Origin of the sequence: Antarctobacter aquimaris (assembly GCF_900184945.1) — a bacterium.
In the GTDB taxonomy this organism is placed as follows: domain Bacteria; phylum Pseudomonadota; class Alphaproteobacteria; order Rhodobacterales; family Rhodobacteraceae; genus Maliponia; species Maliponia aquimaris.
In genome coordinates this window covers 426311-448097 of record NZ_FXYF01000003.1, presented here as the reverse complement: position 1 = coordinate 448097, position 21787 = coordinate 426311, and the positions used below count along the sequence as shown (strand labels likewise).

Here is a 21787-nt window from a genome sequence, read left to right as displayed (position 1 = left end):
GTCTTGTTGGTCCGTGGCGGGCGGTGTCGCCCGCCACGGACAGTGCCATGGCGCCGGGCGCGGCTCTGACCCCGCGCCCGGATGCCGGATTACTGCGCGATCCAGGCCTGGAACTTGGCGTCCAGGTCGTCACGGTAGTCTGCCCACCAGTTGTAGTTGTTCACGAAGGTGTTCTTCGCGTTGCTCGGATCGGTCGGCATGTGCGGTGCCATCTCGATGCCCAGGTCGGCATGGGTCGACACCAGCGGCGCCGAGCTTTCACGCGCCGGCCCGTACGAGATGTATTTGGCCTGGTCGGCCAGGCGCTGCGTGTCGGTCGCGAACACCAGGAAATCCATCACGCGGGCCAGGCGGTCTTCGGCCAGGCCCTCGGGGATCACCCAGCCGTCGATGTCGAACATCTGCCATTCCCAGGCCATGCCGATCGGCTGGTTCTGCTCGACGATGGCCGAGAACAGGCGGCCGTTGTAGGCCGAGCCCATGAAGACCTCGCCGTCGGCAAGCCACTGGATCGGCTCGGCCGAAGCAGACCACCACAGGGTCTGGTCCTTGATGGTGTCCAGCTTGGCAAAGGCGCGGGCGACGCCCTCGTCGGTCTCGAGCGTGTCGTAGATGTCCTCGTAGGCCACGCCGTCGCACAGCAGCGCCCATTCCATGTTGGCGGTCGGCTGCTTGTTCAGCGCGCGCTTGCCCGGGTACTTTTCCAGGTCGAACACGTCGCAGGCACCGGTCGGCGGCTCGACACCGGCAGGCACCTGGTCGGTGCGGTAGCCGAAGGTGGTCGAAAAGACGATCTGCGGGATGAAGCAGTCGGACACCAGCAGGTCGCCAAAGTCGTCCGAGGCCGGGGTGCCATCGGGTGCGGCGGCCAGGATCTCGTCGTGGTCGACTTCCATCGCCAGGCCTTCGTCGCACAGGCGGATGGCGTCGGCGGCCTCCACGTCGACCAGGTCCCAGGTGATGTTGTTGGCTTCGTTCATGGCGCGCAGCTTGGCCACCGCCTCGGACGAGCTTTCGTCCCAGGTGGCCGAGACACCGGCGTTCGCCGCCAGGTAGGGCTCGACGTAGGCCTTCTGCTGCGACGCCTGGTAGGCGCCGCCCCAGCTGACCAGCGTCATGTCCATCGCCATGTTGCCATGGCTTTCGGCAAAGGCGCCGGTTGCCGCCAGGGTCAGCGCCGTGGTCGCCAGCAGGATCTTGGTGGAATTCATATCATACTCCCTATGATTACCCGTTCGTCTTGGCGGGGCGGGTTTCGGGTTTGCACGCCGCCCCAAAGGACGCATCCCGCACACGCTCACCGGCGCGGGACGCGACGTTCCGACCTACCCGGCGTCCAGCGCCCGGCAGTCCTGCGGCACCCAGCCGATCTTGACCGAGGTGCCCGGTTCCAGGCGCACCTGCCCGGGGGCGTTGCGTGTCTTGACGATGAAATTGTCGTTGCCGGCCACCCGCAGCCGGGTGCGAAAGATGTCGCCCATGTAGATGAACTCCAGCACCTCGGCGTTCAGCGTGTGGGCGCCGGCGTGCAGCCGGTCGGTGTTGAACTCGACCCGCTCGGGGCGGATCGACACGCGGGTCCGCTCGCCCACCTTGGCCACGTTGACCGGGGTGGCGTCCAGCTCCTCGCCGTCGTCCAGCCGCACCACGCAGGTGTCACCCTGGATCTGCGTCACCACGCCTTCCAGCGTGTTGTTCTCGCCGATGAACTGCGCGACAAAGCTGTTCTGCGGCTTTTCGTACAATTCGTCCGGCGGGGCCAGTTGCTGGATCCGGCCATCGTTGAACACCGCGACGCGGTCCGACATGGTCAGCGCCTCGGTCTGGTCGTGGGTCACGTAGACCACGGTGATCCCCAGGCTGTGCGCCAGGTTGGTGATCTCGAACTGCATGTGCTCGCGCAGCTGCTTGTCCAGCGCGCCCAGCGGTTCGTCCATCAGCACCAGTTCGGGTTCGAACACCAGCGCGCGCGCCAGCGCGATCCGCTGCTGCTGGCCCCCCGACAGCTGCGCCGGGCGGCGGCCGCCAAAGGCGCCCATCTGCACCATGTCCAGCGCCCGCTTGACCTTGGTCTCGCGGTCGGACTTGCCCATCTTGCGCACTTCCAGCGGGAACGACAGGTTCTCCGCCACCGTCATGTGCGGGAACAGCGCGTAGTTCTGGAACACCATGCCGATGCCGCGCTTGTGCGGCGGGATGTTGTTGATGCTGACCCCGTCCAGCTTGATCTCGCCATAGGTGGCGGTCTCGAAGCCCGCCAGCATCATCAGGCAGGTCGTCTTGCCCGACCCGGACGGCCCGAGCATGGTCAGGAACTCACCCTTGGGCATGCTCAGGTTCAGATCCTTGACGACGAGAGTCTCGCCGTCATAGCTCTTCTGCACGCGCTCGAAGGCGACAAAAGCGTCGCCACTTGATCCATCAGCCACGTCAGGCTCCCCGTCTTGTTCGGCGCGGATGTATCTCCGCTTGTTGACCCCAGACTAAAGCCTGAGAGGCCGTGCGTTGCAAGCATCACACGGGGGTCTATGCAAAAGATGCACGAATCCGGCACATCTGGCCACTATTTCGGCGCCTTGCAGGCCAGACGTCTGGCAGACCGGCGGAATTCGGGCGGTTGGACCACCGCCCCTCGCGGCGAATGCGCCCATGCCATGCAATTTACACGGGAAATCCGGCCTGGGAGCCAACCGTGACCACCGACTCCCTACCGGCCCGCCAGCGGCTCCGGGACGATCAGCCGGGTCGCGTAGGTGATCCGCCGGGCGATCGCGGCCAGGTGATCCGGCCGGAACGCCAGGCACCCCTCGGTCGCAAACCCCGGCCACCGCCAGCGGTGCAGAAAGATCGCCGAACCGCGTCCCCGCTCCGCCCGCGGCCAGTTCCAGTCGGTCAGGATCACGAGGTCGTACAGCCGGTCGCCGCGCCGCAGCCGCTCGTGGCTGCCGGCGTAGGGCGCCCGGACCATCAGGTTGTAGTCCTCGCAGGCCGGGTCGTCCGACCACAGGTCCGACGGCCGGATCGGCAGCGCCCAGTCCACCGGCCGCGCCATCCGGTCCGGCCGGTAGAGCAGCCCGACGATCCGGTGCACCCCCGCCGGTGTCGCGCCGTCGCCCTCGCGCTTGTCCAGCCGCACCCCGCCGCGCCCGACCGAACAGGGCCACATCCGCCCGGCAAAGCGCAGCCCCGTCGGCGTCAGCACCATGTCCTCGGGCGTCATCCGGTCTGCGTCTCCAGCGCCGCACCCTGCCCCAGGCCCGCCATCGCCCCGGCGGCAATCTCGAAGGACCGCAGCCGCGCGCCGTGGTCCCAGATCTGCCCGGTCAGGATCACCTCGTCCGGCTGGTATCGCGCGATCAGGTCGCGCAACTGCGCCGCCACCTGCGCCGGGTCGCCCACCGCGCTCACCTGCAAGGCCGCGTCCAGCGCCGGCATCGCCCCCGCCGGCACCACGGCGGACAGGTCATCGACCGGCGCCGGCAGCTTGCCCGGCATGCCCGTCCGCAGCCGGTAGAACGCCTGCTGCATGGTGGTCCGCAGACGCCGCGCCTCTGCCTCCGTCTCGGCGGCAAAGACGTTGATGGCCATCATCGCATGCGGCCGCTCCAGCGCCTCCGAAGGCCGGAAATAGCGCCGGTAGACCTCAAAGGCCTGCTCCAGCATCTGCGGCGCGAAATGCGAGGCAAAGGCATAGGGCAGCCCCAGCATGGCCGCCACCTGCGCCCCGTGCAATGACGACCCGAGGATCCACAGCGGCACCGCCGTCCCCTCGCCCGGCAAGGCCCGCACCGCCCGCCCCGCGACCTGCGGGCCCAGCAGTTCGCGCAGCTCCGCCACCTCGACGTGAAACTGCTCGCCCCGCTCCGGCAGCACGCCCAGCGCCCGCATTACCGCCCCGTCGCCGCCCGGCGCGCGCCCCAGGCCAAGGTCGATCCGCCCGGGGTACAGCGTCGCCAGCGTGCCAAAGGCCTCCGCCACCGCCAGCGGCGCATGGTTGGGCAGCATGATGCCCCCCGCGCCCACCCGCATCCGCTGCGTCAGCCCCGCGACATGCCCCACCAGCACCGCCGTCGCCGCCGAGGCGATGCCCGGCATGTTGTGATGCTCCGCCAGCCAGTAGCGGTGATAGCCCCAGGCTTCGGCATGGCGCGCCAGGTCGCCGGTGTTGCGCAGGGCGTCCGCCGCCGTGAAACCCTCGGGCACCGGCGCAAGGTCGAGCAGGGAATACCGCATGGTCCGTCTCCTTTACCTGCAAGGGTATGCACGCCCGCCCCCCGTTCAAGGCCCGGCGCCCGCGTTTCTTCTGGCCGGAAATATCCCGGGGGAGTCGCCCGCAGGGCGGCGGGGGCAGAGCCCCCTTTTCTCAGCCCTCCGCCCGCCGACCTACAACAGATGCCCCGACTTCGCCGCCTTCACCGCCAGGTAACGGGCGTTGAACTCGGTCTCGCCCACCTTCAGCGGAACCCGCTCGGCCACCTGCACGCCGCTGGTCTCCATCATCCGCACCTTGGCCGGGTTGTTGGTCATCAGCCGCACCGCCGCAAAGCCCATCTTGCGCAGGATCTGCGCCCCCAGCCGGAAATCGCGCTCGTCGTCCTCGAACCCCAGCCGGTGATTGGCCTCGACCGTGTCGAATCCCTGATCCTGCAAGGCATAGGCGCGCATCTTGTTGGCGAGACCAATGCCGCGCCCCTCCTGTTGCAGGTACAAAAGCACCCCCGCGCCCTCCTGCCCCATCTGCATCAGGGCCGCGTTCAGCTGCGGGCCGCAGTCGCATTTCAGCGACCCCAACAGATCGCCGGTGAAACAGGCCGAATGCAGCCGCGCCAGCACCGGTGCGGCGCGGTCCGGCCGGCCGACCTCGATCGCGTAATGCTCGTCCGACCCGTCCGCCGGCCGCCAGACGTGCAGCCGCGCAGTCTCGGTCGCGCGCAGCGGCACCCGCGCCGACACCACGTGGCCCAGCTCCGGCAGCGCCGCCAGCAGCGGCGCCGCGGCATCGGCGTCGATCACGCCCAGCCCCGCGGCCTCGGCAAATCCCTCCGCCACCGGCACCACCAGCGCCGCCGGCAACAGCCGCGCGCCCTTGCACAGGTCCAGCGCCAGCCGGTGCAGCGCGGCGGACCCCTCGCGCCGGGTCTTCAGCGGCCCCTTCATCGGGTTGGCCAGGTCGTCCGCCGGATCGGCCAGCTCCTGCACCCAGGACAGCCGTGCATCCTCCGGCACCACCACCCGCGCCACGTCGCCGTCGTAGGGCCGCGCCTTCAGCGTCGCCGCGCGCCGCCCGGTCAGCGCCAGGTCCAGCGGCCCCAGCGCCATCAAGGCGCGCAGCCGCGCCGCGCCCACCGTCTCGGCCGAGGCGACCAGCACGTTGCCCGCCGCGCCGCGCAAGCCCACCGGCACGCCCATGCGCAGGTCCGCCCGCGCCCGCGCAAGCCGCTCGTTCAGGTCCGGCCCAAGTCCCAAGAGACACCCTTTCGGCAGACAACACCCCGACATTCTGTAACATTTGCGCCCCCGGCACACGAGGGCGTGAATGCGTTGCAGCAAAACTTGCCGGCGGCGCACATTGTCCACATCTGCCTAGGAACGCAACACAAAGGGGCGACGACCATGGCGCAACTGAAAAACATCCTGCTGGTCGACGACGACGAGGACCTGCGCGAAGCGCTGGCCGAGCAGCTGATCATGACCGAGGACTTCGAGGTCTTCGAAGCCGATGCCGGGGCCACCGCCATGGCGCGGATCAAGGAACAGATCTACGACCTGGTGATCCTCGACGTCGGCCTGCCCGACACCGACGGCCGCGAGTTGTGCCGCCTGATGCGCAAGCAGGGGGTCAAGTCGCCGATCATCATGCTGACCGGGCATGATTCGGACGCCGACACGATCCTCGGGCTGGACGCCGGCGCCAACGACTACGTGACCAAGCCGTTCAAGTTCCCCGTCCTGCTGGCCCGCATCCGCGCCCAGCTGCGCCAACACGAACAGTCCGAGGACGCGGTGTTCACCGTCGGCCCCTACACCTTCAAGCCGGCGATGAAGATGCTGGTCACCGAGGACGAGAAAAAGATCCGCCTGACGGAAAAGGAAACCAACATCCTGAAATTTCTCTACCGCTCGGCCGAAGGTGTCGTCCCGCGCGACACCCTGCTGCACGAGGTCTGGGGCTACAACGCCGGGGTCACCACCCACACGCTGGAAACCCACATCTACCGCCTGCGGCAAAAGATCGAGCCGGATCCCTCGAACGCCCGCCTTCTGGTCACCGAATCCGGGGGCTACCGGCTGGTCAGCTGATCCCCGGACACCCCCTGCTTATGTCGCATTGTTCGGAAATCCCGCCCGATGCTACACAACAAGGGTAAGAAATCTTGACGCAGATCAAAGTCGCATGGCGCGAACACCTTTAGCGTCGGTTCCATGAGTTCCCGTCGCATGTGCGGGTCATCGCATGCACCTCCCTGTTGGACCTGACCGGGCCTCGTGCCCGGTCTTTTTTTGCCTGCGCCTCAGCACATGGGGTGTGACCCGCGCGCCCGGCGCCCCCTTGGTGGGCAACGGGCGTTGAGCCGTCCGGCCCGCTGCCGTTCGCGGGGCCAACACCCGGCGGGATCCGCAATCAGCAGGCCTGTCCTTCGGGGTCGTCAGGATCGTCAGGATCGTCGCGCAGCCGGTCGCGCAAGGCCAGCACCTCGTCACGCAGGCGCACGGCCTCGGGCATATCCAGGCCGGTCATGTCCAGAAAACAGCGCGCGACCTCGGCGCTTTTGTCCTGCAAGGCGCGGCCCGCGTCGGTCAGCCGGATGCGCAGCTGGCGTTCGTCCTGCGGGTCGCGCTGGCGCGTGACCAGCCGCTTGGCCTCCAGCCGCTTGACCAGCGGCGTCAGCGTGTTGGAGGCCAGCTGCATCTGGATCGCCAGCGCCCCCAGCGTGCGACCGTCCTCGGCCCAGAGCGCCGACAGCACCAAGTACTGCGGATAGGTCAGGCCAAGCGGGTCCAGCAGCGGCTTGTAGGCCTGCTGCATGGCGTGCCCGGCCGAGTAGAGGGCAAAGCACAGCATGTCCTGCGGGGTAAGCGAGCGTGTCATGCCGCCCTGATTATGTCGCGCACGAACAGATCGCAAGCCTTGACAATCCTGGCGCGAAATGATCACTTCGTACGCGATCTTATCGTACAGGAAAGGAAATGCCATGTCCGTGGACACGAAATACTGGACCGAGGCCTGGGCCACCGGCGGCGGCCGCAACGGCAGCGCCGGGCTGGCGTCCGGGATGCTGACCATCACCATGACCAGCCCCACCGAACTGGGCGGCTCGGGCAAGGGCCACAACCCCGAAGAGCTGTTCGCCACCGGCTACGCGGCCTGCTACCTGGGCGCGATGCGCTTTGCCGCGCAGAGCGAAAAGCTGGGCACGGTGCCTGAGGATGCCCGCGTCACCGCCCATGTCGGCATCGGCCCGCGCAGCGACGGCGGCTTTGGCCTGAAGGTCAAGCTGGCGGTCTCCATGCCGGGGGTCGAACGTGCCGTGGCCGAAAAGATCGCCGAGCGCGGCCATTTCATCTGCCCCTACTCGCACGCGACCAAGGGCAACATCGAGGTCGAGACCGAAGTGGTCTGACCCCTCCGGCCCGCACGACGCAAGGCGTTTCGAAACGCCTTGCCCCCGCCCTGTCCAAGCGACCGCCACACCCCGCCACCTGCGCGCGTGGCCGGGCCAGCGGCGCCCGGCCACCACCGGCGCCCCCCAAGCGCGTTCGAACGCGCTTGGCCCAGCTCAACCGTCGCGCGCCTCGAGAAACCGGCGCACCGCCTCCTGCACGTGGCGGAACCGGTCGCCACCCAGATGCTTGCCGCCGTACCAGCGCGTCACCACGACGATGGTGTCGTGCACCGCCGCGCGCTCCAGCATCCGCAGGATCACCATCCCCGCCCCGCTCTCGCCGTCGTCGTTCTTCAACGGCCCGTCCGCCGTCAGGCAGGCCCAGGTGTTGTGCGTGGCCCTGGCGAACTTCTTGTGGCGTTTCAGCTCTTTCAGGAAGGCGGCCGCATCTTCGGCGCTGCCGCACGGCCCGCCCGACACAGCGTAGCGCGATCCGCGGTCGGAAAGGATGTTCTCGAGGATCAACATGCGCCCGACCTAGCCCTGCACCGCCCCGGCAACAACCGCAGCCGAGCCGTCAGCCCGGCGTCTCGTTCAGGCTGCACATCCGGATGCGCCACCCGTCGCCCTGCCGGTGCAACACGTTCAGCGACACGCCGCCCCCCGCCGCCCCTTCGGCAAAGCCCACCAGGCACCACGCCATGTCCCCGGACCGCCCCGCCGAAAGCACCGTCATCGTCTTGGCCCCCGTCCCCGCCCCTTCCGATGTCCACTCGGCATGGGTTTCGGCAATCGCCTGCCGCCCCCGCGCAGGGGGGCCGAAGGGCGAATACAGCTCCGCGTCCGCGGTGAACAGCGCGGCGCATCCCTCGGCATCCCCGACCCGATAGGCCGCGACGTAAAGGTCGATCAGCGCCTGTGCCTCTGCCTCGATCATCTCCGGGGCTCTCCTGTCGCCTGTCTTCGCCCAGCCTGACCGCCGCGCCCGTCCCGCACAACGAAAAAGGGCGCGCCAACCGGCGCGCCCTTTCCTGTCTCGGGTCGAAACCGCCGGTATCAGTCGGCGCTCTCTTCTTCCTTCTTGGTGATCTCCGCACCAGTCTCCTGGTCGACCATCTTCATGGCCAGACGCACCTTGCCGCGGTCGTCAAAGCCCAGCAGCTTGACGTAGACCTCCTGGCCTTCCTTCAGCACGTCCGACGGATGGTTCAGGCGCTTGTTCTCGATCTGGGACACGTGCACCAGGCCGTCGCGCTTGCCAAAGAAGTTCACGAAGGCGCCGAAATCGACGATCTTCACGACCTTGCCCTTGTAGACCTTGCCCTCTTCCGGCTCGGCCACGATCGAATAGATCATGTCGTAGGCCCGCTGGATGGCTTCCCCGTTCGGCGAGGCGATCTTGATGATGCCGTCGTCGTTGATGTCCACCTTGGCGCCCGAGGTCTCGACGATCTCGCGGATCACCTTGCCGCCCGAACCGATCACTTCGCGGATCTTGTCGGTCGGGATCTGCATGGTCTCGATGCGCGGCGCGTGCACGCTGAACTCGCCCGGGGCGGTGATCGCCTTGGACATCTCGCTCAGGATGTGCAGGCGGCCGTCCCGCGCCTGGGCCAGCGCGGCCTTCATGATCTCCGGCGTGATGCCGGCGACCTTGATGTCCATCTGCAACGAGGTGATGCCCTTCTCGGTCCCGGCGACCTTGAAGTCCATGTCGCCAAGGTGATCCTCGTCGCCCAGGATGTCGGACAGGATGCCGTAAGAGCCGTCCTCTTCCAGCACCAGGCCCATGGCCACACCCGCCACCGGCGCCTTCAGCGGCACACCGGCGTCCATCATCGACAGCGATCCGCCGCAGACCGAAGCCATCGAGCTCGAGCCGTTGGATTCGGTGATCTCGGACACCACGCGGATGGTGTAGGGGAAATCCGTCCCCGCCGGCAGCACCGCCTGCAACGCGCGCCAGGCCAGCTTGCCATGGCCGATCTCACGACGGCCCGGCCCGCTGACGCGGCCCACCTCGCCCACCGAGTAGGGCGGGAAGTTGTAGTGCAGCAGGAAGTTGGAGCGGAAGTTGCCGTGCAGCGCGTCGATGATCTGCTCGTCGTCGCCGGTGCCCAGCGTGGTCACGACCAGCGCCTGGGTTTCCCCGCGGGTGAACAGCGCCGACCCGTGGGTCCGCGGCAGCAGGCCGGTTTCCGACACGATGGGGCGGATCTGGTCCAGCGCGCGGCCGTCGATGCGGCGGCCGTTCTTGACCACGTCACCGCGCAGCACCATCGATTCCAGCTTCTTCATCGCCGCGCCAAGGTTGGCGTCGGCCAGCTGCTCTTCGCTGAGGCCGGCCTTGATCTCTTCCTTCAGGGCGGCGACCGCGGTCACGCGCTGCTGCTTGTCCGAGATCGCGTAGGCGGCGCGCATCTTGTCTTCGCCGATCGCCTTGACCGCCTCGAACAGCGCCGAGTAGTCGGGCGCCTGGAAGTCGAAGGGCTCCTTGGCGGCGTCCTCGGCCAGGTCGATGATCAGGTCGATCACCGGCTGGATCGATTCATGCGCGAACAGCACCGCGCCCAGCATCTCGTCCTCGGTCAGCTCGTAGGCCTCGGACTCCACCATCATGACGGCGTCCTTGGTGCCGGCCACCACCAGGTCCAGGCGCTGGTCGGGGTTGTTGCGCAGCTGGTCCATGTCCTCGACCGTCGGGTTCAGGACGTATTCGCCATCCTCGAAACCGACGCGGCAGCCGGCGATCGGGCCGCGGAACGGCACGCCGGAGATGGTCAGCGCGGCCGAGGCGGCGATCATCGCCACGATGTCGGGGTCGTTGACCAGGTCGTGCGACAGCACGGTGCACATCACCAGCACTTCATGCTTGAAGCCGGGGACGAACAGCGGGCGGATCGGACGGTCGATCAGGCGCGCGGTCAGCGTTTCCTTTTCGGTCGGCCGGGCCTCGCGCTTGAAGAAGCCGCCCGGCACCTTGCCCGCGGCGTAATACTTTTCCTGGTAGTGCACGGTCAGGGGAAAGAAATCCTGATCCGGCTTCGCTTCCTTGGCAAAGGTCACGTTCGCCATGACGCTGGTCTCTCCCAGCGTGGCGACGACGGTGCCATCGGCCTGACGGGCAATCTTGCCCGTTTCCAGTGTGAGCGTTTCCTCGCCCCACTGCATCGACTTCTTCACTTCTTTGAACATCCGTAATCCTCTTGGAGGCACTCCCGGGCGCTCCCGGGTCCTCCGTTGTCATAGCGGCCCCATTGCCGCCGACCCCTTCATCATCCCATGCGCCGGGGTCAGTGCGTCACGTCTCAGATAGCGCGCCTGTACAGCAGATCGGGCGAAAAGAAAAGCGGTTCGGGTGCCGCGACACGCCGTGTCGTCCGCGATTGCGGGCCGGACGGGCCACCCCGAACAGGGGCGCCGCGCCCCGTCCGGACGGGCGGCGGATGGTCGATACGCCACGGAGCACCCGCGCCCGATGCGAGAACGTTTGATTTTCGATTTGCACTGTGTGTCAGTGTGTCGGCAACGGTCATCGCAGCGGTATGGGTGAGGAGCGGTCATGGAGCCTCGCAAGGGTCAGGAACGACAGATCGTCCAGGGCGTCGCCGATTTCCTGATGTCCAACGGACCGCCGCCGCCCTCCTATGGCCAGATCGCGGACAGCAGCGGGGTCTCGCGCCAGCTGATCCGGTATTACTTCGACGACCCGGATACGCTGATGTGCCAGGTCTGCGACCTGCTGGCCGAGGCCTACCGCATGTCGCTCGTGCAGGGCGTGGAGACGCTCAAGGGGCCGAAACGGCTTCAGTTCATCTTCGATTTCTATTTCGATCTCGCGCAGGACATCCGCAAGCCACGCGATGACCAGTCCTACGACGCGATGATGGCCTTTGCCGCCGGGTCGGATCGCATCCGCACCAATCTGCGCGGCCAGTACACGCTGCTCGGTCAGGTGCTGCAACTCGAGATCAAGATGCAGTACCCGCACCTGAGCCTCGAAGACTGCGCCGAGATCGGCTACCTCTTTGTCTGCGTGATGTATGGCCACTGGAAGATGGTCGCCTCGCTTGGCGTCGCCGAAGGGCACAACGTCATCGCGCGCCGGGCAATCGACCGAATCATCGCCTCCTACGAAGCCGGCCAGGCGCCGACGGCACCCAGGATGCGCGTCTGGGAGACCTGAGCCGCCCTTTCGCCCCGAAAAACTGCAAGCTCCCGATGCCCTGTTTCCATGGGACCCGCCGCCGTGGCCCCCACCCTTGGCATTTTCGCTTTGAAAAGCGCCGTTAATCTTCGTTGACAGCCTCCAGAGACCGGTTCTTTCCTTAACAAGAACAAGTCCTTGTAGTTATCCATGTTAGGGAGCACCCAATGAAAAGCGCTTTTTCTGCCGCCTTGTGCGCGGCCTGTCTTGCCCTTTCCGCGCCGGCCGCATCGGCCGCAACGGTGGTGCTGCAAACGACGGCGGACGGCGCTGTGGCCAACGGCGGCGGACCGGTGGTCGCGGTCACGAACTCGAACACAATCACCGCCCTCAGGTATTCGTCGACCGTTCAGAGTTTTGCGATCTTCGAATTCGACCTGTCCGGGATCGCTGACACCAGCACGATCGACTCGGCGGTCTTCGGCTATGTCAATGGCAGCATCGGCGCGGCATTCGGCGGCCTTGCCAGCTACCAGGTCGACGCCTTCCTCGGCGATGGTACGGTCGACGTAGCCGATTTCTCGACGCCCGGGGTAAGCGTCGGCACCGGCCAGGTTGCGGTCGGCCCGGGCGTCCTCGGCACCTCCGACACCATGACGCTCACCGCGGGTCCGATCTTTCAGAGCGCGCTTGCCGGCAACCTTCTGACGCTGCGGATCGGGACGACGGTTCCGTTCCAGCAGATCCAGTTCGCCGCGCTGGAGTCCACGATCTATGCCAACGCGACGCTGACCCTGGGGACAACGCCTTTTGTCCCGCCGCCCCAGCCCGGTCTGGTCCCTCTGCCTGCGGGGCTTCCGCTGCTGCTGTCGGGTCTGGGGGTGATCGGCCTGCTGCGCCGCCGCCGCGGGACGCGCGCCTGACCGTCGGCCTGACCATCAGTCGGACCGGATCGCCGGGTCAGCCCGGCGCAATCATCCGGCAGCGACCCGAAAACAAGGTGACCCGAAAACAAAAGGGGCCGCGCAATGCGGCCCCTTCGACGTCTTGCGACAGCGGATCCTCAGCGGCGAATGCCGAGCCGGGCGATCAGCGACTTGTACCGCTCTTCGTCCTTGGCCTTGAGGTAATCCAGAAGCTTGCGGCGCTGCGCGACCATCATCAGAAGGCCACGGCGCGAGTGGTTGTCCTTCTTGTGGGTCTTGAAGTGCTCGGTCAGCGTCGAGATGCGCGAGGTCAGGATGGCCACCTGCACTTCGGGCGAACCGGTGTCGCCCGGCTTGGTGGCGTATTCCGTCATCAGACGGTTCTTTTCTTCGACAGTGATCGACATCGGGGTCTCCTTTTCAGGTCATAGGGTCATGGCACAAGCCGGGATGTCGTCCAGCAGGGCCCGTGGAGAGCTCCGCGAGCGCGGATGCGTGCGCTTACGCGATAAACCCCGGGGAGGCAAGAGCCGCCGCCGCGCTTTCCCCCAGCAGAAAGATCGCCGACAGCGGCGGCGCGCCGGCGGTCGGCAGGCTGGCCAGCACGCGGCCGCCCACGACGATCTCGGTGATGGCGGGATCATCGGCGCGCGGCACCAGCGCCAGCTGCGGATCCTCGCCCTGTCCGGTGTCGTCGTAGATCACGACCAGGTGCTCCTCATCGGCGTCGTAGTCCAGCCAGGGGGAGGGGTCCGCCGCACCCCCCGGCGCGCAGGACACCGCGCCCTGCGGCACCGCCGGGGCGGCCAGAGGCTCGGGCCAGGGCATGTCGACCAGGCCCATGCGGGCAAACAGCGTGTCGCCTTCGCCGCGCATCGGAAACGGACCGGGATCGTCGTCTTCGTCATCCGGCGGCGCGTCCTCCGGCAAGACCGAAAACCCGGCCAGCGTCACCGACGCCAGCGCCATCAGCCCGAAGAAACCGGCAAGCAGGTACATGGGGTCAACCCTGTTTCAGCCCCAGTCCCGCACCCGCGCACAGGATGCGGCCAAGGCCCCGTTCAGGGCAACGGCTTTCGCCAATCAGGGTAAAGCGGCGGTTACTGCCCGGTATCGAGGGTGTCGATTTCCTGGATGATCGAGGTCGCCAGCTCGCCCAGGATCGGGATGAACTCGATCTGGCTCAGCAGCAGCACCGCGACCGACACCAGCGCCGTCGCCCCCAGCGCCGTGCCCAGGCCCAGCATCAGCCCGCGCACCAGGTTGACCCCGGCCAGCCGCCAGAACCGGTTGCGCCGGTTCCAGATCTTCATCTGTTCGCTCAGCCGGTCGACGGCCTGCGCCAGCGAGTCGCTGTCTTCATCACGCGGCATAACGCGCCTCCTTCGGCCAGGGCTGCGGCTGCACCGCATAACTCACGTAGAGCGGATGGCGCGGATGGCCCTCCCGGGTCAACCCCAGGTGGCGCACATCGCCCTCCAGCAGCCCGGCCACCCGCGGCCCGGCATCGCGCAACGCGCCATGCACCCCCCAGGCCGCCAGCGTCACAGCGGCCGCGCCGGACCAGGCCCGCAAGAGATCCGCGTTCTCCGGCCCCTCCGGGTCCTCGGCAGACTTCAGATCCGCCGGCCGGGTGGCGCGCCAGGCAAACAGGTTGGCGATGCGGATCCCGCCAAACCCCAGCGCCGCCGCGCGCCGCTGGCAGCGCTCGATGGTGGCATCGTTCTGCGCCTCGGTCGCGGTCGAGGGGTTCAGCATGACGTACATCATCTCCCCCGCCCCCGCGTCCCAGACCCGCCGCAGCCCGTAGCGATAGCCGCCGCAGGGCGAATACCAGGCGGTGCTGCGCACCCCGTCCCGTTCTGCGTGTTTCTCGATCATCCCCGCAAGCTGCCCGCCAAGCCCCGGAGGTTCAAGACCAATTGACAAATCCCCGGCGCTGCGGCCCCCTGCCCCCGCAGACAGGAGAGGCGCCATGGACATCCAGATGATCGAAGCCGCGGCCCGGCGGGCCCAGGGCGTCACCCGCCGCACCCCGCTCTTGTGGTCCCCCCTGCTCGACGACCTCGCCGGGCGCCGCGTCCTGGTCAAGCCGGAGTGCCTGCAACTCACCGGCAGCTTCAAGTTCCGCGGCGCCTGGTCCGCCCTGACCGCCCTGCCCGAGGACCAGCGCGCCCGCGGCGTGCTGGCCTATTCCTCCGGCAACCATGCGCAGGGCGTGGCCTACGCCGCGCGGCGCCTCGGCGTGCCGGCGGTGATCCTGATGCCCGCCGACGCCCCCGCCGCCAAGATCGACGGCACCCGCGCCTACGGCGCCGAGGTGGTGCTCTACGACCGCGCCGGCGAAAGCCGCGAAGAGATCGGCACCCGCCTCGCCACCCAGCGCGGCCTGACCCTGGTCAAACCCTACGACGAGCCGCAGGTCATCGCCGGACAGGGCACCTGCGGGCTGGAGATCGCCGAACAGGCCGCCGAGCTGGGCGTGACGCAGGCCGATGTCCTCATCTGCTGCGGCGGCGGCGGGCTGACCGCCGGCATCGCCCTGGCGCTCGAGGCCCGCGCCCCCGGCCTGCGCCCCCGCCCGGCCGAGCCCCGGGACTACGACGACACCGCCCGTTCGCTGCGCTCCGGCAGCCGCGAACGCAACGCGAGCGAGGCAGGCGGGCTCTGCGACGCGATCCTGACGCCGATGCCGGGCGAGATCACCTTCCCGATCAACGCCCGCCTCTGCGGCCCCGGCCTGACCGTCAGCGACGGTGAGGTGCTGCGCGCCATGGCGCTCGCCGTGCGACACCTGAAGCTGGTGGCCGAACCGGGCGGTGCCGTGGCGCTGGCCGCCGCCCTGTTCCGCGGCGACCAGATCGCCAGCGACACGGTGATCTGCACCATCTCCGGCGGCAACCTCGACCCGGCGACGCTCGCCCGCGCCCTGACCGCCTGACCGCCCCCAGGGCTTCTTCTTGGTCCAAATACCTCCGGGGGAGTCGCGCATCGCGCGACGGGGGCAGCGCCCCCCTGCCCCGCTCCAGGGTCAGGAATACCGCCCGACCCTTCCGTCGCGGTCTGTGCTAGGCTGGGCCATCGCAACCCCTCCAGCCCCCCCCGTGAGGCCCCATGCGCCCGCTTTTCGCCCTGTCCGCCCTCCTGCTTGCCGCCGGCCCCGCGCTGGCGCAGGACACCGTCGGTTTCGACCTGTCGTCCTTTGGCAAGGTGGTGCTGTCGCGCAACCAGGTGGCGGCCGGCGACATCGTTAACGAGGTCGCCTTCGAAGCCTACAACAACGAATTCATCTCGGCCTATTCGCCCAATTCCTTCTTTGCCCGCATCGGCCGCTCGGTCGGGCGGCTGGATGTCGCCACCGACACGGGCGTGTTTCCCTGCACCGCCTTCCTCGTCGATGACGACCTGATCATGACCAACAACCACTGCGTGCCCGGCATCCTCGACAACCCCAAGGCCAAGGCCACCACCATCGTCGGGGTGCAGTTCGTGCTGGGCTACACCCACGAAGGCGTGACCGAAGGCACCCGCCGCTACACCGTCGACCCGACCCCGGTGGAGACGTCCAAAGACCTCGATTACACCCTCCTGCGGGTGCTGGGCGACAAGCCGGGGCAGGACTTCGGCACCCTGGCGCTCGCCGCACTGACGCCCAACGACAATGATCCCTACCTCATCATCGGCCACCCGATGGGCGAATCGCAGCGCATCAGCCGCGAGAAATGCCGCGCCAATTCCCCCGCGCTGTCGGACGGCCAGCTGCTGCACACCTGCGACACGCTGCCGGGCAACTCCGGCTCGCCGGTGATCGACGCCGACACCCGCCGGGTGATCGGGCTGCACCACGCCGGCTCGGCCAACAACAGCGTCAACTACGCCATCCCGATGACCCGCATCCTGGCCAACAGCGCCCTGCTCGCAGCCCTCGTGCCGCCCGCCGACACCGGCCCGGCGACCACCGCGCCCGATCCAGAGGCGCAGGCCATCACCCGGCTGTCGCAGGCGCTTGCGATCCTCGACACCGACGAACGCCTGATCGCGCTCGAAACGCTTGTGCTGGAGGTTCCCGGCACCTCGGCCGCGCGCACCGCCGGGCAGCTGATCGCCGCCCTGCAAAAGCCGAACCCCGAACCGGAACAGCCGCGCGGCCCCGCCGCACTGGCCGATCGCATGGCCGAAAACGCCGAGGTGCAGGCCTGCGACCGGATCGCCGGCGACATGTACCACCCCGACCGCGCCGCCGGGCTGATGCTGCAACCGGGCGTGCGGTTCGACGACATCGACGCCGAGCCCGGGATTGCCGCCTGCCTCGCGGCGCTCGACGCCTTCCCGAACCACCCGCGCCTGACCGCCTTTCTCGCCGAGGCGCTGACCGCCGCCAAACGCTACGACGAGGCGCTGCCGATCTACCGCGCCGCCGCCGAGGCGGGCGACCCGATCGGCCAGGCCGGGCTGGGCGTCGCCTACCTCCAGGGCAACGGGGTCGACATCGACTATGCCGCCGCGCATGACTGGCTGAGCCGCGCCACCGATCTGGGCTACCCCATCGCCGAATCCGGCCTGGGCGAGATCTACCGCCACGGCCTGGGCGTGCCCGCCTCCGAAACGCTGGCGCTGGCGCATATCATGGCCGCCGCCGAACGCGACTACTACTATGCGCAGAAACAGCTGGGCGACATGTACGCCCGCGGCGAGATCGTCGAGAAATCGCCGGAAACCGCCGCCTACTGGTACGCCAAGTCCGCCGCGCAGAACTTTGCCGAGGCGCAGTATGCCCTCGGCACGCTCTACGCCGAAGGACTGGGCGTCACCCGCTCGGACGCCGCCGCGGCCGAACTGTTTCGCCTCGCCGCCGAACAGGGCCATGCCCCGGCGCAGCTGATGCTGGCCAACATCCACGTCTCGGGGCGCGGCGTGGTCAAATCCTACGAGACCGCCGCGAAATGGTTCACCGCCGCCGCCGACCAGGGCGACCCCGCCGCGCAGTACAACCTGGCCAACCTGCACGCCGCCGGGCTGGGCGTCGACAAGTCGCTGGAAACCGCCGTCGCGCTCTACACCCAGTCCGCCGAGCAGGGCTATGCCTTTGCGCAGGAGGCGCTGGGCACGCATTACCTCCAGGGCCTGGGCGTCGCCCAGTCCGACAGCGACGCCGCGCTGTGGTATGGCCGCGCCGCCGCACAGGGGCTCAAAAACTCGCTGGTCACCCTGGGCTGGATGCATGAGACCGGGCGCGGCATGGACAAGGACGCCGACAAGGCGGCGGACTTCTACCTGCGCAGCCTCGCCGCCGGCAGCCCCTGGGCCGCCGAACGCCGCGCCGGGGACTGGCCGCGCGACACCGTCTTTGCGCTGCAACGCGCCCTGTCGGCCAAGGGGGTCTACAGCGGCGGGATCACCGGCCAGGTCGGCCCGCAGACCCAGGAGGCGATGCGCGCCCTGCTGCCAAGGTGAGGCGGGCCCGGTGCCGCCCCCTTCTTCGTGCAATGAAACCGCCCCCATGCTAGGCTCACCCGACATTTCGAACAGGGATCGGGAGTGACATGCATTTCAGGGCCACGCTCATTTCCGCCGTCCTCGCCGCCACCCCCGCCCTGTCGCAGGACCTGATCGGCTTTGACCTGTCGTCCTTCGGCAAGACCGTGCTGTCGACCACCCAGTCGGCCGGGGACATCACGCTCGAGGCCGCCTTCGGCGCCTACAACAACGAATTCATCGCCACCTATTCGCCCAACTCGGTGTTTGCCCGGATGGGCCGTGCCGTCGGGCGGCTGGACGTGGCCACCGATGCCGGCGTTTTTCCCTGCACCGCCTTCCTGGTCGACGACGACCTGTTGATGACCAATCACCACTGCGTGCCCGGCATCCTCGAAAACCCGCGCGCAAAGGCCACCGCCATCGTCGGGGTGCAGTTCGTGGCCGGCTACCTGAACGAGGGCATCGAGGAAGGCAGCGAGAGGTTCATCGTCAACCCGGTCCCGGTCGAAACCAGCAAGCCGCTGGACTACACGCTGTTGCGCATCGTCGGCGCGAAACCGGGGCAGACCTACGGCACCCTCGCACTGGTCGCGGACGCGCCCGACGACAACGCGCCGTTCTGGATCATCGGCCACCCGATGGGCGAGGCGCAGCGCATCAGCCGCGAGAAGTGCCGCGCCAATGCCCCCGCCCTGTCCGACGACCGCGTGCTGCACACCTGCGACACCCTGCCGGGCAACTCCGGCTCGCCGGTGATCGACGCCAGCAGTCAAAAGGTGGTTGCCCTGCACCACGCCGGGTCGGCCCGCAACAGCGTCAACTACGCGGTGCCCATGGCCGACATCCTGCGCAACAGCGGCGTGCTCAAGGCGGCCGCGCCCGCCGCCGAACCGGACCGCGAAACCCGGGCCGACCGCGCACTGGCGCGGCTGTTCGGCCTGCCGGACGACGCGGCACTGGAAACCGGGCTGGACCGGCTGATCGCCGAATTCCCCGGCACCTCCGCCGCGCGCAGCGCCCAGGCCCGGCTGGACCGGATGCGCGAGGCCCGGCAACAGGCCGACGGGCTGGCCCGCGAGGCCCGCGCCAACCAGGCGCTCATGGCCGCGCTGGTCGTCACGGAACCGGACGCGCAAAAGGCCGCGCTGGACCGCCTGATCGCAAATTTCCCCGACACCGCCGCCGCATCCGCCGCCCGCGCCACGCTCAGGTCCCGCGTCCAGCCCGTGCCAACGGAGGACAAACCCGACCCGGACCCCGACGCCTACCCCGCCGGAACACGGGTGCTGGTGAAATCGGTCGAGATCCGCGCGCGCCCGTCCCAGGAGGCGCCGGTGATCTCCCTGTCGCGCGGCATCGTGGAGCTTGGCGCGCATGTCTCGGGCCGCTGGTATCGCACCGGCTACAACGAAAACCGCTATCTCCTGCTGCCACCGGACGCCCGCCTGGTCCGAACGACACCCGCCCCGGCCGCCGGCACCTACGCCCCCGGCACGGTCCTGCGGATCGGCCTGCTACCGATCTACCCACAACCGCTGAACTACGTGCAACCCGTCAGCCGGATGACCGGCGAAATCCGGGTCGGCAAACACATCGGCGGCGAATGGTACACGCCGCACGGCCACGACGACCAGTTCGTCAAGCTGCCGCCCGGCCTGAAAACCCTGTCGCCCTAGCGCCCCGGCTCAGTCCAGCCGCCGCGCCTCGTCCTGCAACATCACCGGGATGCCGTCGCGGATCGGGTAGGCCAGCCCGGCCGCCCGGCTGATCAGCTCCTGCTTGTCGGCGTCATAGCGCAGCCCGGTCTGGGTGACCGGGCAGACCAGCGCCTCCAGCATCCGGCGGTCGAATTGGGGGGTCATTGGATCAGGTCCTCCTCGCCGCCGCGCAGCGCGTATTCGATCAGCGTCACCAGCGTCTCGCGCCGGGTGCTGAGCGACGGCGCCTCCAGCAGCGCCTGCTTGTCCTCGGGGGTGAACTCCAGCAGCATCGACAGCGAATTCAGCAGCAATTCGTCGTCCGCCTCCTGCAAGGTCGGCCAGTCCGCCGACAGGTCCTTGGACGAGAAATAGCGGTCCAGCAGGTTCATGAACCGGCCCCGGTCAAAGCTGTCGTCGGTCTCGGCGCCTTGCAGGTCGCGCTCAAAGCCCTCCCAGCTCACCTCGCAGCGCCGGTAGGGGGTGAACCCGTCGACCTCCCTCAGCACGCGAAAGCGCGAGATGCCGGTCAGCGTGACCATGTAGCGCCCGTCCTCCGTCTCGGAGAACTGCGTGATGCGGCCCGCGCAGCCGATCCGGTGCAGGCCCTTGGCCTCGCGCCCGGGCACGGCATTGGGTTGCAGCATCCCGATCAGCCGCGTCTCCGTCTTCAGGCTGTCGTCGAGCATCGCCAGATAGCGCGGCTCGAAGATGTGCAGAGGCAGGCGGGCTCTCGGCAGGAGAAGCGCGCCCGGCAGGGGGAAGACCGGGATCGTGCCCGGCAGATCTTTGAGCCTTGTCATGCCGGTGAACCTAGGCTGACCCGGGGCTCAGGCAAATATCATCGAGCTCAGTTTCCGCCGCCCGTGCAGCGCCACCGGGTCGTTCGGCTTCAGCGCCTCGAAGATGGTGAACAGCTGGGTTTTCGCCGCCCCGTCGTTCCACTCGCGATCGCGCCGGAAGATGTCCAGCAGCTGGTCCACCGCCGCGCCGGCGTCGCCCTTGGCATAGAGCGCCTGCGCCAGGTCGAACCGCGCCTGATGATCGTCCGGGTTGGCCTCGACCGCGGCGGTCAACTCGGCGATCGGGCCGGCCTTGGTCGCCTGCCGCGCCAGCAGCAGTTGCGCATGCGCCGCCTCCAGTTCCGCCGCCTTGGAAATCTCGGCCGGCGCGCCGTTCAGGATCGCCTCGGCCTGGTCCAGCTCGCCCATGGCGATATAGGACCGCACCAGGCCGCCATAGGCGCCCGCATGGGCCGGCTCTTCCTCCAGGATGGCGGCAAAGGTCTGCGCCGCGTCCACCGCCTCGCCCTGGTCCAGCATCTCTTCGGCCGCGGCCACCGCGTCGTCCAGCCCGCCCGAGGCATCGCCGCCCGCCGCCTTGATCACCCGCTCGACAAAGGCCTTGATCTCGGACGCCGGCAACGCGCCCTGAAAGCCGTCCACCGGCTGGCCCTTGAAGAAGGCATAGACCGTCGGGATCGACTGGATGCGCAATTGCCCGGCGATGGCCTGCGCCTCGTCGACGTTGACCTTGACCATGCGCACCGCGCCCTTGGCCGCCTTCACCGCGTCCTCCAGCAACGGGCCCAGCGTCTTGCACGGGCCGCACCAGGGCGCCCAGAAATCGACGATGACCGGCACCTCCTTGGACCCGTCCACGACCTCTGCCATGAACTCCGCTTCCGAGATATCCTTGACCAAATTCATGGCCGCTTTCTGGCCGCCGCCCAGTTCCAGCATCTCGTCCCCTCAAGGTTGTCTTTCCACCATGGCGTAGATGGCGCAGCGGCGGCGAGGATGCAAGGGGCGGGCGGCGCGGCCTCGCCTCCTGCGGTCTGCCGGAACGATTTATAGGGGTGACACGCCGAAACCATATCTGGTAAACGATTTCTTGACCTCACCCAGATGTATGCTGGTCCAGTGCAACCTGACA

Annotated in this window: 23 protein-coding genes; 7 read left to right on the top strand and 16 right to left on the bottom strand. The window is 68.2% G+C overall.

The features are described from left to right. Nucleotides 1-89 precede the first annotated feature (89 nt). The 5 genes from MAA8898_RS07795 to ribA form a co-directional block, all read right to left on the bottom strand. Entirely contained in the window at nt 90-1211 is a 1122-nt protein-coding gene (locus tag MAA8898_RS07795) for an extracellular solute-binding protein (RefSeq protein WP_094020417.1), read from the bottom strand. Between the two features lie 114 nt (nt 1212-1325). After that, nucleotides 1326-2429, bottom strand: a complete 1104-nt coding sequence (locus MAA8898_RS07790; protein ID WP_094020416.1) for an ABC transporter ATP-binding protein — start codon at nt 2427-2429, stop codon at nt 1326-1328. Nucleotides 2430-2707: 278 nt separating this feature from the next. Next, a complete protein-coding gene (locus MAA8898_RS07785; RefSeq protein ID WP_094020415.1) occupies nt 2708-3220 on the bottom strand; it encodes a L,D-transpeptidase family protein in 513 nt (170 codons plus the stop codon). Next, nucleotides 3217-4233 carry an LLM class flavin-dependent oxidoreductase gene (locus MAA8898_RS07780; RefSeq protein WP_094020414.1) on the bottom strand — a complete coding sequence of 339 codons (1017 nt, stop codon included), beginning with the start codon at nt 4231-4233 and terminating at the stop codon, nt 3217-3219. Before MAA8898_RS07780 ends, MAA8898_RS07785 begins: the two co-directional genes overlap by 4 nt. Nucleotides 4234-4383: 150 nt before the next feature. After that, complete coding sequence (ribA, locus tag MAA8898_RS07775; protein WP_094020413.1) at nt 4384-5466, bottom strand: GTP cyclohydrolase II; 1083 nt, start codon at nt 5464-5466, stop codon at nt 4384-4386. A gap of 147 nt (nt 5467-5613) precedes the next feature. Between ribA and MAA8898_RS07770 the strand changes: the two genes are divergently transcribed. Beyond that, a complete protein-coding gene (locus tag MAA8898_RS07770) occupies nt 5614-6300 on the top strand; it encodes a response regulator transcription factor (protein WP_094020412.1) in 687 nt (228 codons plus the stop codon). A 322-nt stretch (nt 6301-6622) separates the two neighbouring features. On the opposite strand, the gene MAA8898_RS07765 is transcribed toward MAA8898_RS07770, so the two are convergent. Continuing rightward, on the bottom strand, nt 6623-7090 hold the full coding sequence (locus tag MAA8898_RS07765; protein ID WP_245853282.1) for a MarR family winged helix-turn-helix transcriptional regulator: 468 nt from the start codon (nt 7088-7090) through the stop codon (nt 6623-6625). A gap of 103 nt (nt 7091-7193) precedes the next feature. On the opposite strand from MAA8898_RS07765, the gene MAA8898_RS07760 reads away from it, so the two are divergent. Then, entirely contained in the window at nt 7194-7622 is a 429-nt protein-coding gene (locus MAA8898_RS07760) for an organic hydroperoxide resistance protein (RefSeq protein ID WP_094020410.1), read from the top strand. Between the two features lie 156 nt (nt 7623-7778). Here the strand turns inward: MAA8898_RS07760 and MAA8898_RS07755 are convergent, their stop codons facing one another. The 3 genes from MAA8898_RS07755 to pnp all read right to left on the bottom strand — a co-directional run bounded on the left by MAA8898_RS07755 (nt 7779) and on the right by pnp (nt 10799). After that, the gene (locus MAA8898_RS07755; RefSeq protein WP_094020409.1) at nt 7779-8132 is read right to left on the bottom strand and encodes a YigZ family protein; all 354 of its coding nucleotides are present in this window, start codon (nt 8130-8132) and stop codon (nt 7779-7781) included. A gap of 49 nt (nt 8133-8181) precedes the next feature. Continuing rightward, a complete protein-coding gene (locus MAA8898_RS07750; protein ID WP_094020408.1) occupies nt 8182-8541 on the bottom strand; it encodes a YybH family protein in 360 nt (119 codons plus the stop codon). 119 nt (nt 8542-8660) lie between these two features. After that, on the bottom strand, nt 8661-10799 hold the full coding sequence (gene pnp, locus MAA8898_RS07745) for a polyribonucleotide nucleotidyltransferase (RefSeq protein WP_094020407.1): 2139 nt from the start codon (nt 10797-10799) through the stop codon (nt 8661-8663). Between the two features lie 367 nt (nt 10800-11166). Here pnp and MAA8898_RS07740 point away from each other — a divergent pair, with 367 nt between their 5' ends. Together MAA8898_RS07740 and MAA8898_RS07735 are read left to right on the top strand one after the other, a co-directional pair. Then, nucleotides 11167-11790 carry a TetR/AcrR family transcriptional regulator gene (locus MAA8898_RS07740; protein WP_094020406.1) on the top strand — a complete coding sequence of 208 codons (624 nt, stop codon included), beginning with the start codon at nt 11167-11169 and terminating at the stop codon, nt 11788-11790. Between the two features lie 212 nt (nt 11791-12002). After that, nucleotides 12003-12674 (top strand): VPLPA-CTERM sorting domain-containing protein, encoded by a 672-nt coding sequence (locus MAA8898_RS07735; protein ID WP_176445093.1) that lies wholly within the window; start codon nt 12003-12005, stop codon nt 12672-12674. A 140-nt stretch (nt 12675-12814) separates the two neighbouring features. On the opposite strand, the gene rpsO is transcribed toward MAA8898_RS07735, so the two are convergent. From rpsO to MAA8898_RS07715, 4 genes are all read right to left on the bottom strand, one after another. Then, the gene (gene rpsO / locus MAA8898_RS07730; protein ID WP_094020404.1) at nt 12815-13084 is read right to left on the bottom strand and encodes a 30S ribosomal protein S15; all 270 of its coding nucleotides are present in this window, start codon (nt 13082-13084) and stop codon (nt 12815-12817) included. 94 nt (nt 13085-13178) lie between these two features. Next, nucleotides 13179-13676: a hypothetical protein gene (locus MAA8898_RS07725; RefSeq protein ID WP_094020403.1), complete on the bottom strand. Its 498-nt coding sequence runs from the start codon at nt 13674-13676 to the stop codon at nt 13179-13181. A 101-nt stretch (nt 13677-13777) separates the two neighbouring features. Next, complete coding sequence (locus MAA8898_RS07720; protein WP_094020402.1) at nt 13778-14050, bottom strand: DUF5665 domain-containing protein; 273 nt, start codon at nt 14048-14050, stop codon at nt 13778-13780. Then, nucleotides 14040-14558 (bottom strand): DUF1643 domain-containing protein, encoded by a 519-nt coding sequence (locus tag MAA8898_RS07715; RefSeq protein ID WP_094020401.1) that lies wholly within the window; start codon nt 14556-14558, stop codon nt 14040-14042. The genes MAA8898_RS07720 and MAA8898_RS07715 overlap by 11 nt, the downstream gene beginning before the upstream one ends. Before the next feature lie 94 nt (nt 14559-14652). Here MAA8898_RS07715 and MAA8898_RS07710 point away from each other — a divergent pair, with 94 nt between their 5' ends. The 3 genes from MAA8898_RS07710 to MAA8898_RS07700 all read left to right on the top strand — a co-directional run bounded on the left by MAA8898_RS07710 (nt 14653) and on the right by MAA8898_RS07700 (nt 19831). Continuing rightward, nucleotides 14653-15618, top strand: coding sequence for a threonine ammonia-lyase (locus tag MAA8898_RS07710; RefSeq protein ID WP_094020400.1), 966 nt, complete (start codon nt 14653-14655; stop codon nt 15616-15618). Between the two features lie 173 nt (nt 15619-15791). Beyond that, the gene (locus tag MAA8898_RS07705; protein WP_094020399.1) at nt 15792-18131 is read left to right on the top strand and encodes a trypsin-like peptidase domain-containing protein; all 2340 of its coding nucleotides are present in this window, start codon (nt 15792-15794) and stop codon (nt 18129-18131) included. Between the two features lie 89 nt (nt 18132-18220). Further along, nucleotides 18221-19831, top strand: coding sequence for a trypsin-like serine peptidase (locus MAA8898_RS07700; protein ID WP_094020398.1), 1611 nt, complete (start codon nt 18221-18223; stop codon nt 19829-19831). Between the two features lie 9 nt (nt 19832-19840). Here MAA8898_RS07700 and MAA8898_RS07695 read toward each other — a convergent pair whose 3' ends face one another. Genes MAA8898_RS07695 through trxA form a run of 3 tightly spaced genes read right to left on the bottom strand, consistent with a single transcriptional unit; the run spans nt 19841 to nt 21594 of the window. Continuing rightward, the gene (locus MAA8898_RS07695) at nt 19841-20017 is read right to left on the bottom strand and encodes a Trm112 family protein (protein WP_094020397.1); all 177 of its coding nucleotides are present in this window, start codon (nt 20015-20017) and stop codon (nt 19841-19843) included. After that, entirely contained in the window at nt 20014-20655 is a 642-nt protein-coding gene (locus tag MAA8898_RS07690; protein ID WP_094020396.1) for an LON peptidase substrate-binding domain-containing protein, read from the bottom strand. Before MAA8898_RS07690 ends, MAA8898_RS07695 begins: the two co-directional genes overlap by 4 nt. 27 nt (nt 20656-20682) lie before the next feature. Next, on the bottom strand, nt 20683-21594 hold the full coding sequence (trxA, locus tag MAA8898_RS07685; protein ID WP_094020395.1) for a thioredoxin: 912 nt from the start codon (nt 21592-21594) through the stop codon (nt 20683-20685). Nucleotides 21595-21787: the final 193 nt, after the last annotated feature.

Coding starts and splice junctions, on each gene's coding strand:
- MAA8898_RS07780 (WP_094020414.1), bottom strand. CDS start 4,233: ATGCGGTATTCCCTGCTCGACCTTGCGCCGGTGCCCGAGGGTTTCACG.
- MAA8898_RS07740 (WP_094020406.1), top strand. CDS start 11,167: ATGGAGCCTCGCAAGGGTCAGGAACGACAGATCGTCCAGGGCGTCGCC.
- MAA8898_RS07760 (WP_094020410.1), top strand. CDS start 7,194: ATGTCCGTGGACACGAAATACTGGACCGAGGCCTGGGCCACCGGCGGC.
- MAA8898_RS07725 (WP_094020403.1), bottom strand. CDS start 13,676: ATGTACCTGCTTGCCGGTTTCTTCGGGCTGATGGCGCTGGCGTCGGTG.
- MAA8898_RS07690 (WP_094020396.1), bottom strand. CDS start 20,655: ATGACAAGGCTCAAAGATCTGCCGGGCACGATCCCGGTCTTCCCCCTG.
- MAA8898_RS07710 (WP_094020400.1), top strand. CDS start 14,653: ATGGACATCCAGATGATCGAAGCCGCGGCCCGGCGGGCCCAGGGCGTC.
- MAA8898_RS07750 (WP_094020408.1), bottom strand. CDS start 8,541: ATGATCGAGGCAGAGGCACAGGCGCTGATCGACCTTTACGTCGCGGCC.
- MAA8898_RS07765 (WP_245853282.1), bottom strand. CDS start 7,090: ATGACACGCTCGCTTACCCCGCAGGACATGCTGTGCTTTGCCCTCTAC.
- MAA8898_RS07720 (WP_094020402.1), bottom strand. CDS start 14,050: ATGCCGCGTGATGAAGACAGCGACTCGCTGGCGCAGGCCGTCGACCGG.
- trxA (WP_094020395.1), bottom strand. CDS start 21,594: ATGCTGGAACTGGGCGGCGGCCAGAAAGCGGCCATGAATTTGGTCAAG.
- MAA8898_RS07785 (WP_094020415.1), bottom strand. CDS start 3,220: ATGACGCCCGAGGACATGGTGCTGACGCCGACGGGGCTGCGCTTTGCC.
- rpsO (WP_094020404.1), bottom strand. CDS start 13,084: ATGTCGATCACTGTCGAAGAAAAGAACCGTCTGATGACGGAATACGCC.
- pnp (WP_094020407.1), bottom strand. CDS start 10,799: ATGTTCAAAGAAGTGAAGAAGTCGATGCAGTGGGGCGAGGAAACGCTC.
- MAA8898_RS07795 (WP_094020417.1), bottom strand. CDS start 1,211: ATGAATTCCACCAAGATCCTGCTGGCGACCACGGCGCTGACCCTGGCG.
- MAA8898_RS07695 (WP_094020397.1), bottom strand. CDS start 20,017: ATGACCCCCCAATTCGACCGCCGGATGCTGGAGGCGCTGGTCTGCCCG.
- MAA8898_RS07770 (WP_094020412.1), top strand. CDS start 5,614: ATGGCGCAACTGAAAAACATCCTGCTGGTCGACGACGACGAGGACCTG.
- MAA8898_RS07715 (WP_094020401.1), bottom strand. CDS start 14,558: ATGATCGAGAAACACGCAGAACGGGACGGGGTGCGCAGCACCGCCTGG.
- MAA8898_RS07700 (WP_094020398.1), top strand. CDS start 18,221: ATGCATTTCAGGGCCACGCTCATTTCCGCCGTCCTCGCCGCCACCCCC.
- MAA8898_RS07705 (WP_094020399.1), top strand. CDS start 15,792: ATGCGCCCGCTTTTCGCCCTGTCCGCCCTCCTGCTTGCCGCCGGCCCC.
- MAA8898_RS07755 (WP_094020409.1), bottom strand. CDS start 8,132: ATGTTGATCCTCGAGAACATCCTTTCCGACCGCGGATCGCGCTACGCT.